This window comes from Malikia sp., from assembly GCF_028687635.1.
Classification (GTDB): Bacteria; Pseudomonadota; Gammaproteobacteria; order Burkholderiales; family Burkholderiaceae_C; genus Malikia.
In genome coordinates this window covers 42,403-55,460 of sequence record NZ_JAQTZS010000013.1, presented here as the reverse complement: position 1 = coordinate 55,460, position 13,058 = coordinate 42,403, and the positions used below count along the sequence as shown (strand labels likewise).

Genomic DNA, 13,058 nt, shown 5'->3' with positions numbered 1-13,058 from the left:
CGGAGATCCGAAATGAACGACAACACATCCTGCGCCGGTGGCGTGCGTCTGGAACTGCGCCAGCTTGGCAAGCGCTTCGGCCAGCGCGAAGTGCTGCGCCACAACAACCTGAATGTGGCGCCTGGCGAGTTCGTCGCCATCGTCGGCCGCAGCGGCTGCGGCAAGAGCACGCTGCTGCGCCTGGTGGCTGGCCTCGACCAGGCCAGCAGCGGCGAGCTGCTGCTCGACGGCAGCCGGTCCCGCCAGGGCCGCGACGACATCCGCATCATGTTCCAGGAGGCGCGCCTGCTGCCCTGGAAGCGCGTGATCGACAACGTGGCGCTGGGCCTGCCGCCCGAGCGCCTCGCCGACGCCGAGCGCGTGCTGGCCCAGGTCGGACTCGGCGACCGCCTGCGGGATTGGCCGGCCCGGCTCTCGGGCGGTCAGCGCCAGCGCGTGGCGCTGGCGCGCGCCCTGGTGCACCAGCCGCGCCTGCTGCTGCTTGACGAGCCACTGGGCGCGCTCGACGCGCTGACCCGCATCGAGATGCACGAGCTGATCGAGGGCCTGTGGCGCCGCAACGGCTTCACCGCGCTGCTGGTCACGCACGACGTGCAGGAGGCGGTCGCGCTGGCCGACCGCGTGATCCTGATCGAGAACGGCGAGATCGCGCTCGACGAACGCATCGAGCTGGCGCGCCCGCGTTCGCGTGGCGACGCCGCCTTTGCCGCGACCGAAAAGCGCATCCTCGACCGCGTGCTGCAATTGCCCGAGGTCGATGCGCCCGCGCCCGAACCATCCTGGCTGCCGGCGCACGCGCTGCGCTGGGCGATCTGAGCCGGCTCGCCCCCGGCATCGAACCGAAATTCACCCGAGGAAACCACCATGTCCGTGTTACTGATCGCCGGCAGTCCCTCCGAGCACTCGCGCTCGGCCGCCCTGCTCGACGGGGTGCAGCAGCGCCTGGAACAGCAGGCAGGCAGCCGCCAGCTCTACATCGACCGTGTGCAGATCCGCGACCTGTCGCCGCAGGCGCTGCTGCTGGCCGACTGGAATCACGCGAGCATCAAGCGCGCCATCGCCCAGGTCGAGTCTGCCTCGGCGCTGGTGGTCGCGACCCCGGTCTACAAGGCCGCCTACAGCGGCGTGCTCAAGGTCTTCCTGGACCTGTTGCCGCAGACCGCGCTCAAGGGCAAGGTGGTGCTGCCGCTGGCCACCGGCGGCAGTCCGCACCACATGCTCGCGCTCGACTACGCGCTGCGCCCGGTGCTGCAGTCGCTCGGCGCCAAGCATATCCTGCCAGGGGTCTACGCCTCCGACAACCAGATTCCCAAGGACGAAGACGGCAGTTACCGGATCGGCGACGAGATCCAGGACCGGCTCGACGACGCGGTGCATATCCTGCTGCACGAAGGCTTGCGACTGCCGGTCAAGCCGGGTTTCGCGCCGGTCGCGTTCGAATCCGTCCAGTACAGCGTCTGATTGCCTGCGAAGGATCCGAGCCATGGCCGAACTCCCGACCGTCGTCATCGTTCCCGGCTGGCGTGACTCCGGCCCGGGTCACTGGCAGACCCGGTGGGCCGAGCGGCTGCCCCGGGTGCGGCGCGTGGTGCAGGACAACTGGGTCTCGCCGCTGCGGCGGGCCTGGGTCGATCGCCTGGCCGAGACCATCCTGGCCGTCGAGGGTCCGGTGGTGGTCGCGGCGCACAGCCTGGGCTGCATCACCACCGTGCACCTGCCGCACGAGGTGGCCGCGCGCATCCAGGGCGCGCTGCTGGTCGCGCCGGCCGACCCGGAGCGTCGCGGCGTGCTGGCCGACTTCGCGCCCGTGCCTTACCAGGCCTTGCCCTACCGCAGCATCGTCGTCGCCAGCAGCAACGATCCCTTCTGTCCGGCGCGGCTGGCCGGGGCCTATGCGCGGGCCTGGGGCAGCGAGTTCATGCGGCTGCAGGAGGCTGGCCACATCAACGTCGACAGCGGTCACGGCGACTGGCCGCTCGGGCTGGCCTTGCTGGAAACGCTGGCCGGCCTGCCATCGCGCTGGGTTCATTCGGTGGAGCAGGGCGAGACCGCTGCTTGATAGTTGATTTACGCATAAGAAAACAATAAATAAGTAGTTTGTGAATTTAAGGGCGTCGGCCAGAATCGGGCCATTCCCGAAATTCCGGAGCAAGATCCATGAAGACCACCCTGCGCACCGCCCTGGCCGCCGTCGCCCTCGCCGCCAGCTCGCTGGCCTCGGCCCAGACCAGCCTGCTCAACGTCTCCTACGACGTCTCGCGCGAGTTCTACAAGGACGTCAACGCGGCCTTCGTCGCCAGCTACAAGAAGAGCACCGGCAAGGACATCAAGATCGACCAGTCGCATGCCGGCTCCAGCGCGCAGGCGCGCGCCGTGGCCGACGGGCTCGACGCCGACGTGGTGACGATGAACACCACCACCGACATCGATTTCCTGGCCGACAAGGGCGTGGTCGCCAAGGACTGGCGCAAGCGCTTCCCGCATGACGCCGCGCCGACCAGCTCGACCATGCTGTTCCTGGTGCGTAACGGCAACCCCAAGGGCATCAAGGACTGGGACGACCTGGTCAAGCCGGGCATCCAGGTGGTGCTGGTCAACCCCAAGACCGGCGGCAACGGCCGCATGGCCTATCTGGCGGCCTGGGGCTCGGTGCGCGCCAAGGGCGGCACGGACGCGCAGGCGGCCGATTTCGTCGGCAAGCTGTACAAGAACGTGCCGGTGCTGGCGCGCGGCGGGCGCGACGCGACCGGCATCTTCCTGCAGCGCAACATCGGCGACGTGCTGGTGACCTTCGAGTCCGAGGTGGTCTCGGTCGACAAGGAGTTCGGCGCCGGCAAGGTCGATGCCATCCACCCCTCGGCCAGCATCGTGGCCGAGAACCCGGTCGCCATCGTCGAGCGCACGGTCAAGAAGAAGAACACCGCCCTTGAGGCCAAGGCCTACCTGGACTTCCTCTACAGCGATGCGGCGCAGGAGATCGCGGCCCAGCACGCGATCCGCCCGAGCAATCCGGCCATCCTCAAGAAGCACAGCCAGCAGCTCAAGCCGATCAAGCTGTTCACCGTCGAGCAGTACTTCGGCTCGCTGGCCGAGGCGCAGAAGGTCCACTTCAATGATGGTGGCCAGTTCGACAAGCTCTACACGGCGGGCAAGTAAATGGCGGCTGGCAAGAAGGTGTTGCCCGGCTTCCAGCTCACGCTGGGCTACACCCTGTTCTATCTGTTCCTGATCGTGCTGATCCCGCTGTCGGCGCTGCTGTTCAAGACCTTCAGCCTGACGCTCGATCAGTTCTGGTCCGCCGTGGCCTCGCCGCGCGTGCTGGCCTCCTACCGGCTGACCTTCGGTGCCTCGCTGCTGGCGGCCGGCGTTAACGTGGTCGCCGGCCTGCTGGTGGCCTGGGTGCTGGTGCGTTACCGATTCCCGGGCAAGCGACTGGTCGACGCGCTGGTCGACCTGCCGTTCGCGTTGCCGACCGCCGTCGCCGGCATCTCGCTGTCGGCGCTGCTGGCCGGCAACGGCTGGATTGGCCAGTACCTGGAGCCGCATGGCATCCAGCTCGCCTTCAATCCCAACGGCATCGTGATCGCGCTGATCTTCATCGGCCTGCCTTTCGTGGTGCGCACGGTGCAGCCGGTGCTGGAAGACGCCGAGAAGGAGCTCGAAGAGGCCGCCACCTGCCTGGGCGCGACCCGCTGGCAGACCTTCCGCCTGGTGATCCTGCCCTCGATCCTGCCCGCGTTGCTGACCGGCTTCGCGATGGCCTTCGCCCGTGCGCTGGGCGAATACGGCTCGGTCATCTTCATCGCCGGCAACGTGCCGATGGTGTCCGAAATCACGCCGCTGATCATCATCGGCAAGCTCGAACAGTACGACTACGCCGGCGCCACCGCGGTCGCCAGCGTGATGCTGGGCTTCGCCTTCGTGATGCTGCTGCTCATCAACCTGCTGCAGGGCTGGCAGCGCCGCCGTTCGGGAGCCCCGGCATGAGTTCCGTCAACAAGACCCCCTCGCGCGTGCAGGCCGGCACCACCGAGTCGCGCGCCGTGCGCTGGCTGCTGATCGGCCTGGCGCTGGCCTTCATGGCGCTGTTCCTGCTGCTGCCGCTGGCCGCCGTCTTCACCGAGGCGCTGCGCAACGGCTGGGCGGCCTATCTGGAGGCGCTGCAGGACCCCGATGCCTGGTCGGCGATCCGCCTGACCCTGTTGACCGCCGTGGTCGCTGTGCCGCTGAACCTGGTGTTCGGCATCGCGGCCGCCTGGTGCATCGCCAAGTACGAGTTCAAGGGCAAGGCCTTCCTGACCACGCTGGTCGACTTGCCGTTCTCGGTCTCGCCGGTGGTGGCGGGCCTGATCTACGTGCTGGTGTTCGGCGCCCAGGGCTGGTTCGGCCCCTGGCTGCAGGCGCATGACATCAAGATCGTGTTCGCGGTGCCGGGCATCATCCTGGCCACCGTGTTCGTGACCTTTCCCTTCATCGCCCGCGAGCTGATCCCGCTGATGCAGGCCCAGGGCAACGACGAGGAGCAGGCCGCGATCGTGCTTGGCGCCAGCGGCTGGCAGACCTTCTGGTACGTGACCCTGCCCAACATGAAGTGGGGCCTGATCTACGGCGTCATCCTCTGCAACGCGCGCGCCATGGGCGAGTTCGGCGCGGTCTCGGTGGTCTCGGGCCATATCCGAGGCCAGACCAACACCATGCCGCTGCATGTCGAGATCCTCTACAACGAATACCAGTCGGTCGCGGCCTTCGCGGTCGCCTCGCTGCTGGCGCTGCTGGCCCTGGTGACGCTGGCCATCAAGAGCGCGGTCGAATGGCGCCACGAGCGCGAGCTCAAGGGCGTCGCCGAGCTGCCGCCCGAGCGCCCCGCCGCCGCAGGCGCGGCGACGCACTGAATCCGGACCGCAAGAGAAGACCCATCATGAGCATCGAAATCCGCAACGTCTCCAAGCAGTTCGGCGACTTCCAGGCCCTGCGCGACATCAACCTGCACATCGACTCGGGCGAGCTGATCGCGCTGCTCGGCCCCTCGGGCTGCGGCAAGACCACGCTGCTGCGCATCATCGCCGGGCTGGAATCGGCCGACCAGGGGGCTATCCTGTTCAGCGGCGAGGACACCACCGACGTCCATGTGCGCGAGCGCCAGGTCGGCTTCGTGTTCCAGCATTACGCGCTGTTTCGCCACATGACGGTGTTCGAGAACGTCGCCTTCGGCCTGCGCGTCAAGCCGCGCAAGCTGCGCCCGTCCGAGGCCCAGATCAAGGCCAAGGTGCACGAGCTGCTCAGCCTGGTGCAGCTCGACTGGCTGGCCGACCGCTACCCGTCACAGCTGTCGGGCGGCCAGCGCCAGCGCATCGCGCTCGCACGCGCGCTGGCGGTCGAGCCCAAGGTGCTGCTGCTCGACGAGCCGTTCGGCGCATTGGATGCCAAGGTGCGCAAGGAGCTGCGCCGCTGGCTGCGCCGCCTGCACGACGAGCTGCATGTCACCAGCATCTTCGTCACCCACGACCAGGAGGAAGCGCTCGAGGTCGCCGACCGCGTGGTGCTGATGAACAAGGGCCAGGTCGAGCAGGCCGGCACGCCGCAGCAGGTCTGGGACCAGCCGGCCAGCCCCTTCGTCTACGGCTTCCTGGGCGACGTCAACCTGTTCCACGGCCGCGCGCACGAGGGGCTGCTGCACCTCGACGGCGTGGCGATCGAGACGCCGGAACACGCGGCCGCTCAGGATGCCCAGGCCTATGCCTATGTGCGCCCGCACGACCTGGAGGTCGAGCGCTGGCAGCCCGGCGCGAGCGGCATCGTGGCCAAGCTCGAGCGCGCGGTCGTGGTCGGACCGATCGCCCGCCTGGAGCTGCTGCCCGAGGACCCGCAGGTCCCCAGCGGCCACGACCCGCTGATCGAGGCGCAGATCCCGGCCGAGCGCTTCCGGGAGCTGGCCTTGCGCGACGGAGAAAAGCTGGTGCTGTCGCCGAAGAAGGCGCGCGTCTTCCTGAAATAAGAAGACTCAATAGCGCACGATCGACAGCTCGCTCTTGCGCACGACATCGCCCACCTGCAAACCGGGGTCCTGGGTGAACTCGTAATGCAGGGTGTCGCCACCGGGGTAGGCGACCGTGACATCCCAGACCTTCTGGGTCTTCATCCGCTGTTCGAGCTGTTTGCCGGCGTAGGCCCCGCCAGCCGCCCCCGCCAGCGTGGCCAGGTCCTTGCCCAGGCCGGCGCCGACCTGGCGCCCCAGCAAGGCGCCAGCCGCGCCGCCAGCGATCATGCCGACCGCGCTGCCTTCACCGGCCCGATCCAGCAACTGGACCGAGCTCACCTTGCCGCAATCCGCGCACAGGGCCTTGGGCTTGAAGGTCTGGGCCGGCGCCACCTTGCCGGCGGAATCCTGGCGCCATTTGGCGTCCGTGAGCGCCTGCTCGTATTCGGCCTTCGCATCGCGCTTGCACTGCATGCGGCCGGTGGACTCCGGCTCGTCGGCGCAGAGCTTCAGGTCCGACTTGTAGCGTGACTGCGCTGCCTGGGCGTCGGCGGCATATTGGGCCTTGGGCGTCAGGGCGCCCTCGGGCAGCCCTTCAGCCTGGGCCAGACCGACGTTTCCCAGCGCGAGGGCGGCGACGGCCCAGGAGATCAGTGACTTGTTCATGCGTTTTCCTTTTCAATCCAGACAAAGCCGGTCGGTGTCATGCACCGCAGCATAGCGTGTGCCGGATTGTTGCCTCCATGACAGGCTCGGTTCCGCGTTCCGAGGACCAATTTGTAAGCCTGTGTATCACCCCTGGCAGTTGATCCAGCGATTGCTCATACTGAACCAGCGGGTGCAAATGATTGCGAATCATCGGTTTCATTTGCTTACTGACAGACGGCCGGCTTCGCGGACGATCGGCTGCTTCATCACGAATCGTAGGAGATCTCCATGCCCCAGCTTGCAAAATCCTCTGCCTGGTCGCTGGCTGCTGTATCGGCTGCCACGTTGTTGCTGGCCGCCTGTGGCGGTGGCGGCTCGGACAACTCCAGCGGCACGCTGAAGCTGGCGCTGACGGATGCCCCGGCCTGCGGCTACGAGCATGTCTATGTGACGGTGGAGTCGTTGACTTCCTCCCCGGCCTGAAGGCCGGGGATTCCTACCGGGTTGGTACGCGCGCTAGACATGCACCAACCCCTCGGTGGGTTCCTGCTTCTTCGCGGCTGCGCGCTTCGCCCTCGCGGGCTTGGCGCGGCTGACTTCCGCTCCACAGGCTGCGGTCCCACGGGACCAGACCGCCAGTCCGGCGGCCAGAATGTTCTTTGCGGCGTTCGTGTCCGCGTTTTCGGCGTGGCCACAGGCCACACAGGCAAAGGCGCCTTGCGTCTGGCGGTTGTCGGCCGAGACATGGCCGCACTGGCTGCATCGCTGGCTGGTGTAGGCCGGGTTCACCGGCACCACCGCACCGCCTCGGGTGGCGCACTTGTACTCGAGCTGGCGCCTAAACTCGGCCCAGCCCTGATCGAGGATCGCGCGGTTCAGGCCCGCCTTCTGTCGCACCTGCTTGCCCGGTGCCTCCACCGTACCAGCGGCGCTGGCCGACATCGCCGCGACCCTCAGATCCTCGATGGCGATGACGGGATGCGAATCGGCCAGCCGGGTGCTGAGCTTGTGGAGCCAGTCGCTGCGCTGCGCGGCGATGCGCGCGTGAATGCGGCCGAGCCGGTCCACTGCCTTGCGGCGGTTGCGCGAGCCCTTGACCTTGCGCGAGACGGCGCGCTGGTAGCGCCTGAGGCGGCGCTGCTGGCGCTCCAGTGCCTTGAGCGGCTGGATCTTCTGATCGTCGCTGGTCGCAGCGAACAGCGCCACGCCCAGATCGATGCCCAGCGTCGGCGCCAGATCTGCGGCCGGCAGCACGTCGGGCAACTCCACCTGCAGCGACACGAACCAATGGCCGCGCTCGCGCGTGACCGTGGCGTTGCGCAGTTCGCCGACCACGGGCTGCGACAGGCGCAGGCGCTGCCAACCCAGCTTGGGCAGCTTCACTCGGGCGTTGACGGGGTCCAGCGCGAACTGCTTCGGATCGGGGAAGCGCAGACCCGGCTCCTGCCCGCGCCGCTTGAACTTCGGGTAGCCGCCCTGGCCCGCGAAAAAGCGCTGGTAGGCGGCTTCGAGCCGGCGCAGCGTCTGCTGCAGCGGATGGATCGGGGCCTCGGCCAGCCACTGGGTCGCGGGCGAGTGCCGCCATCCGGTGAGCCATTGGCACATGGCCGCGTGCCCGGCGAACTTCTCACCCATCTCGCGCCGGCGCTGCTGCTCGGCAATCGCGGCATTCCACACCCAGCGGCACGAGCCGGCGTACCGGCGCAAGGCACGCTCGGTGCCGGGCTTGACCCGAAGCTGGAAACGAAAAGCCTTGATCGACATGGGCGGATTATCGTAGCAGCGAAGTGGTCTGTGCAGTGAGCCATGTGGCCCGCTGCGCGGGCCGGCGCTCTTGACCTCTCCCTGAAGGGGGAGGCTTGCCGCGCTCCTAGTCAAGGAGCGGCTGGTCGCCATGGGCGTGACCGGACTGGTGGCCAAGCAGCGGGTGGAGTCGCTCAGCGAGGCCGAGGTCCATGCCGTTCTGACAGACTTGCTCATTCATGTACAAACATCAACAAAGCTGACTTCCTGCTTCACCGAGGCCGGTTTCGCCCCCGTCTTGCGACAGCGGCCAGAGCCTTCCTCTCCACAGGCTGTAACCGTGGAACTCACGGCCAAATTTCTTAAATTGATCGCCGCATTCACATCGCGGTCGTGGTTCGCGCCGCAGTGCGGACAAGTCCAGTCGCGCACCGACAGCGGCAGTTGGTCGAGCTGGTGCCCGCAGCCCGAACAGGTCTTGCTGCTGGGGTACCAGCGGTCCGCCACGATCACCTGCCCCCCACGCATCGCCGCCTTGTAGTCCAGTTGCCGCCGGAACTCGAAGAATCCCATGTCGGCGATCGACCGGGCCAGGCTGCGGTTCCTGACCATGCCCTTGACGTTCAGGTCTTCGATGCCGATGGTGTGAAAGCGCCACGTGAGGTCCGTCGTGAGCTTGTGCAGGGCATCGGAACGGATCGCCGCGATGCGGGCATGGAGCTTGGCCAGCCTGGCCCTGGCCTTCTTGCGATTGGCCGAGCCCTTCTGCTTGCGCGACAGGCTGCGTGACAGCCGTTGCAGGCGGCACAGCAGCTCCTTGTGGGGCTTGGGACCGGGAATCACCTCTCCCGTCGAAAGCGTGACGAGTGCCGAGACGCCCAGATCCACACCGACCGCGCCTTGGTCTTGGCTACGTCGAGACTCGCCTTTGACTTGGTTTTCGTCTTGGGGCTCGTTTTCGGCCTGGGGTAGGTGTGAATCGTCCTGGGTATCGACGGCAATGCTGACCAACCAGCGGTCCGCCACGCGGGAAACCGTGGCTGACAGGAGCTTGCCAGCAAAGCGCAACGTTTCGCGCATCCGTACCCAGCCGAGATTGGGGATGCGGATGCGTGAACCGTCAAGACTGAACTGGTCGTTACTGAGGCTGAAGCGGTCGTGAACGCCCTTCTTCCGGAACTGTGGGTACTTGGCGCGGCCGGCGAAGAAGTTCTGGAACGCCTGGCCCAGCTGGATGATCGCCATCTGCGGTGCGTTCTTGGTGACTTCGAGCATCCAGGGGAACTGTTCGCGCTTGATGGCGTTCAACTGGCGGCGCAAGGCAGCCTGGGAAGGCTTGGGCAGCGTCGGATCCAGTTTGCAGGCCTCGTACTGGCGCTTCCACTCGGCCAGCGCCCAGTTGTAGGCGAAGCGCGCCACACCCGCCGCGCGGGCCAGATAGGTGGCCTGTGCGTTGTTCGGATCGAGAGCAATCTTGTGCGCGATCAGCATGGCGGCATGATTCTGGCACAAACCCGCACGGCTTGAACAGGGCTGCGGTTCTTCCCGTCATGCCGTCACAGTGCGTGAGCAGGTATGAGCATGAAAGATAAGAATTGAGCAGATTTTACGGTAACTGAATGCAACCCTGCCGGCCGGCGGCACCTGAGCAACACCGCTGGCCAGCTGGTGGTCCGGCTCGCCCTAGGCAACCAGGCCTACCGTGAGCGCAAGCCAGTTCAGTGAGTCCGGTGCGAAGGCCTTAGCAGCACCACCAGCGCGCCCGCTCCACCCTCGGCCGGACGTGCCTGCACGAAGGCCATGACCTCGTTCTTCTGCGCCAGCCAGCTGTGCACCCGGCTCTTGAGCACCGGCGTCTTGCCGGGCGAGCCCAGGCCCTTGCCATGCACCACGCGCACGCAGCGCAGGCCGCGCTTGTGCGCCTCGCGGATGAAGACCCCGAGGGTTTCGCGTGCCTCGTCGGTGCGCAGACCGTGCAGGTCGACCTGGGCCTGGATGCTCCAGTCGCCCTGGCGCAGCTTGCGCGCCACCTCGGGGCCGACGCCGGGCCGGCGGAAACTCAGGTGCTCGTCGGTGTGCAGCAGGGTCTCGGCATCGAACAGGTCGCTCAGCGCCTCGCGCATCACCGCCTGTTCGTCGAGTTCGCGCTGCTGCGGCCGCGGCAGGGGCGGGTGTGGCCGCAGCAGATGACGGCCGTGGTGCGGCAGCCGCTGCACCACGCCGACCGTGCGCTCGAACAGCAGGCGGTCCCTGTGCGTGCGCTCCTCGGCCTCGCGTCGGGCCGCCTCGGCGGCGGCGCGCTCGGCGACCAGGCGCGCGGCCTGCTCCGCCAGCGCCTTGCGCAGGGTCTTGAGTTCGGAGAGTGAGCGCACCTTCATGGCGCTGATTGTCGCGCAGCCCCCTTGTCCCGGGTTGTGTCGGCGCTATCGGTGAGGGGGTCGAGCCTGACGCCGATGCTGAATTCGTCTTGTAATCCAAACGTCATTATTTTGGTGTATCATATTTTTATCAAAATATTGATAATATTTAAAGTTAAAATATCAAAAATCTGTTCATAATCCTTTTTAAATCAATAGGTTGCTAGCAGATTTCAGTCGGAATATCGACTTTTGAACACCCTTCATGGCCTTGAAATCAGGGCTGCCTCATCAAGTCCACCCCATCGAATGGGGGACTTGCTGCGCCCTGGGTGTTCCCGTTCCGATCGCTGGACCCATAGAGAATCCTCATGAATTTCAAAGATATCAAGATTTCGACGCGTCTCTCGCTGGCTTTTGGTCTTGTGGTTTTGATATTGGTCGCCATGGGCACCTTGACGGTGCTGCAAGCGCGTCATATGCAGCGCAGTCTGGTGGACATCACGGACCGGCGCATGAGCACGCTGCACGAACTCGGCGACCTGCGCGACGAGGTCAACCTGCAAGCGCGCGTGATCCGCAACATCGCCCTGATGCGAGACGCCGAGCCGATCCAGGCGGAGTCTAGGCGCCTGCAGGCTTCACGCCAGGCGGTTGACCAGATACTGGGGCGCCTCGACCCCTTGATCCAGTCGACGGATGGGCGCGAGGCGCTCAAGCGCATCGAGCAGCAGCGCCAGCGATACCAGGTCGAGCTGGACCGTTATCTGGGCTTGCTGGAGCAGGGCCGTCATGACGAGGCGGTCGCCGCGCTCTTCGATACGGTGCGGCCGGTGCAGCAGGCCTACTTTGCCGCCCTGCACGACGAGACCAGGATACAGAACGAGCACGCGGCTCGCTCCGCTCGCTCCGCCGAGGATGCCGCCAGCTCGATCGAGATCGAGGTCGGCATCGCGTGCGTCATCGCGCTGCTGGTCTCTGTCTGGCTGGCGCTGTGGCTCATCCGCTCCATCGTCCGTCCGATCGAGCAATCGGTTGATATCGCCCGCGCCGTCGCCGGCGGTGACCTGACCCGGCAGATCGACGCCAGCGGCAGCAACGAGATGGGGCAACTGCTGCGAGCGCTGAGCGACATGCAGGAGGCGCTGGCGCGCGTGGTCGGCACCGTGCGCCACGCCGCGATGACGGTCTCGACGGCCAGCGTCGAGCTCGCGCAGGGCAACATGGACCTGTCGGCCCGCACGGAACACCAGGCCAGCGCGCTCGAGCAGACCTCGGCTTCGATGGAGGAACTGGGCTCCACGGTGCGCCAGAACTCGGACAACGCCAAGCAGGCCAATCAGTTCGCGCGCAGCGCCAGCGCGGTGGCCGAGGAATGTGGCGCGGCGGTGGCCCAGGTGGTCGACACGATGAAGGGCATCAACGACAGCTCGCGTCGCATCGCCGACATCATCGGCGTGATCGATGGCATCGCCTTCCAGACCAATCTCCTGGCACTGAACGCCGCCGTGGAAGCCGCGCGCGCTGGCGAGCAGGGTCGCGGCTTCGCTGTCGTGGCGGCCGAGGTCAGGAACCTGGCGGTGCGCAGCGCCGAGGCGGCCAAGGAGATCAAGGGGCTGATCACCACCAGCGTGGAGCGCGTCGATCAGGGGACGCAGCAGGTCGATCGGGCCGGCGCCACCATGACCGAGGTGGTGTCCAGCATCCAGCGCGTCAACGAGATCATGACCGAGATCAGCGCCGCCAGCGCCGAGCAAAGCACGGGCGTGGGGCAGATCGGCGCGGCCATGCTCCAGATGGATCACGCGACGCAGCAAAACGCCGCGCTGGTCGAGGAGATGTCCGCCGCCGGAGAAAACCTCAAGCAGCAGTCGCATGGGCTCGTGCAGGCGGTGGCGGTGTTCCGGCTATCGGAAGCGGCCAAGGACGCGGGCAGCGAGTCGGGCGCGTCGCTGGCATCGACGACCGATATCGGGATCGACCTCAACAGCGCCATCAAGGCCCACGCCGATTGGAAGCTGAAGCTGCGCCATGCGATCACCGCCCGCGAAACCATCGACGCCGCCAAGGCGTCGCGCGACGACTGCTGCAATCTGGGCGAGTGGGTGCATGGCTCCGGCGGGCAGAGGTTCGGGCATTTGCCGGTGTTCTCCGACCTCGTGCGCAAGCACGCCGACTTTCACCAGCAGGCCGGCCAGGTGGCGCATGCCATCAATCAGGAGGAGTACGGGAAGGCCTCCGACATGCTGGAGGCCCATGCGCCGTTCTCCCAGGCCTCCCAGGTCGTCATCCACGCCATCCGCAAGCTCAAGGCGGATGCCGGCATCTGATCG

The 13,058-nt window shown here is 66.6% G+C and carries 12 protein-coding genes and 1 pseudogene; 9 read left to right on the top strand and 4 right to left on the bottom strand.

The features are described 5' to 3' along the window. The first annotated feature begins 12 nt into the window (after positions 1-12). The 7 genes from PHR85_RS09635 to PHR85_RS09605 all read left to right on the top strand — a co-directional run bounded on the left by PHR85_RS09635 (position 13) and on the right by PHR85_RS09605 (position 5,995). Positions 13-816 carry an ATP-binding cassette domain-containing protein gene (locus PHR85_RS09635; protein WP_300053575.1) on the top strand — a complete coding sequence of 268 codons (804 nt, stop codon included), beginning with the start codon at positions 13-15 and terminating at the stop codon, positions 814-816. A 48-nt stretch (positions 817-864) separates the two neighbouring features. Next, a complete protein-coding gene (ssuE, locus tag PHR85_RS09630) occupies positions 865-1,461 on the top strand; it encodes an NADPH-dependent FMN reductase (RefSeq protein ID WP_300053572.1) in 597 nt (198 codons plus the stop codon). Positions 1,462-1,483: 22 nt separating this feature from the next. Then, on the top strand, positions 1,484-2,059 hold the full coding sequence (locus tag PHR85_RS09625; RefSeq protein ID WP_300053569.1) for an alpha/beta hydrolase: 576 nt from the start codon (positions 1,484-1,486) through the stop codon (positions 2,057-2,059). A gap of 98 nt (positions 2,060-2,157) precedes the next feature. After that, a complete protein-coding gene (locus PHR85_RS09620; protein ID WP_300053566.1) occupies positions 2,158-3,156 on the top strand; it encodes a sulfate ABC transporter substrate-binding protein in 999 nt (332 codons plus the stop codon). Further along, the gene (gene cysT, locus PHR85_RS09615) at positions 3,157-3,987 is read left to right on the top strand and encodes a sulfate ABC transporter permease subunit CysT (protein ID WP_300053563.1); all 831 of its coding nucleotides are present in this window, start codon (positions 3,157-3,159) and stop codon (positions 3,985-3,987) included. Beyond that, positions 3,984-4,892, top strand: coding sequence for a sulfate ABC transporter permease subunit CysW (gene cysW, locus PHR85_RS09610; RefSeq protein WP_300053561.1), 909 nt, complete (start codon positions 3,984-3,986; stop codon positions 4,890-4,892). Before cysT ends, cysW begins: the two co-directional genes overlap by 4 nt. Positions 4,893-4,918: 26 nt before the next feature. Continuing rightward, positions 4,919-5,995 carry a sulfate/molybdate ABC transporter ATP-binding protein gene (locus PHR85_RS09605; protein ID WP_300053559.1) on the top strand — a complete coding sequence of 359 codons (1,077 nt, stop codon included), beginning with the start codon at positions 4,919-4,921 and terminating at the stop codon, positions 5,993-5,995. A 6-nt stretch (positions 5,996-6,001) separates the two neighbouring features. Here PHR85_RS09605 and PHR85_RS09600 read toward each other — a convergent pair whose 3' ends face one another. Further along, the gene (locus PHR85_RS09600; RefSeq protein WP_300053556.1) at positions 6,002-6,643 is read right to left on the bottom strand and encodes a glycine zipper 2TM domain-containing protein; all 642 of its coding nucleotides are present in this window, start codon (positions 6,641-6,643) and stop codon (positions 6,002-6,004) included. A gap of 270 nt (positions 6,644-6,913) precedes the next feature. Between PHR85_RS09600 and PHR85_RS09595 the strand changes: the two are divergent. Continuing rightward, positions 6,914-7,081: pseudogene (locus PHR85_RS09595) on the top strand (hypothetical protein); the annotation flags it as partial. Positions 7,082-7,141: 60 nt separating this feature from the next. Here PHR85_RS09595 and PHR85_RS09590 read toward each other — a convergent pair. The 3 genes from PHR85_RS09590 to PHR85_RS09580 form a co-directional block, all read right to left on the bottom strand. Then, complete coding sequence (locus PHR85_RS09590) at positions 7,142-8,389, bottom strand: transposase (protein ID WP_300053554.1); 1,248 nt, start codon at positions 8,387-8,389, stop codon at positions 7,142-7,144. Positions 8,390-8,605: 216 nt separating this feature from the next. Next, entirely contained in the window at positions 8,606-9,859 is a 1,254-nt protein-coding gene (locus PHR85_RS09585; protein ID WP_300053552.1) for an RNA-guided endonuclease TnpB family protein, read from the bottom strand. Positions 9,860-10,086: 227 nt separating this feature from the next. Further along, the gene (locus tag PHR85_RS09580; protein ID WP_300053549.1) at positions 10,087-10,746 is read right to left on the bottom strand and encodes a Smr/MutS family protein; all 660 of its coding nucleotides are present in this window, start codon (positions 10,744-10,746) and stop codon (positions 10,087-10,089) included. 350 nt (positions 10,747-11,096) lie between these two features. On the opposite strand from PHR85_RS09580, the gene PHR85_RS09575 reads away from it, so the two are divergent. Next, a complete protein-coding gene (locus PHR85_RS09575) occupies positions 11,097-13,055 on the top strand; it encodes a methyl-accepting chemotaxis protein (RefSeq protein ID WP_300053546.1) in 1,959 nt (652 codons plus the stop codon). The last annotated feature ends 3 nt before the right edge of the window (positions 13,056-13,058 follow it).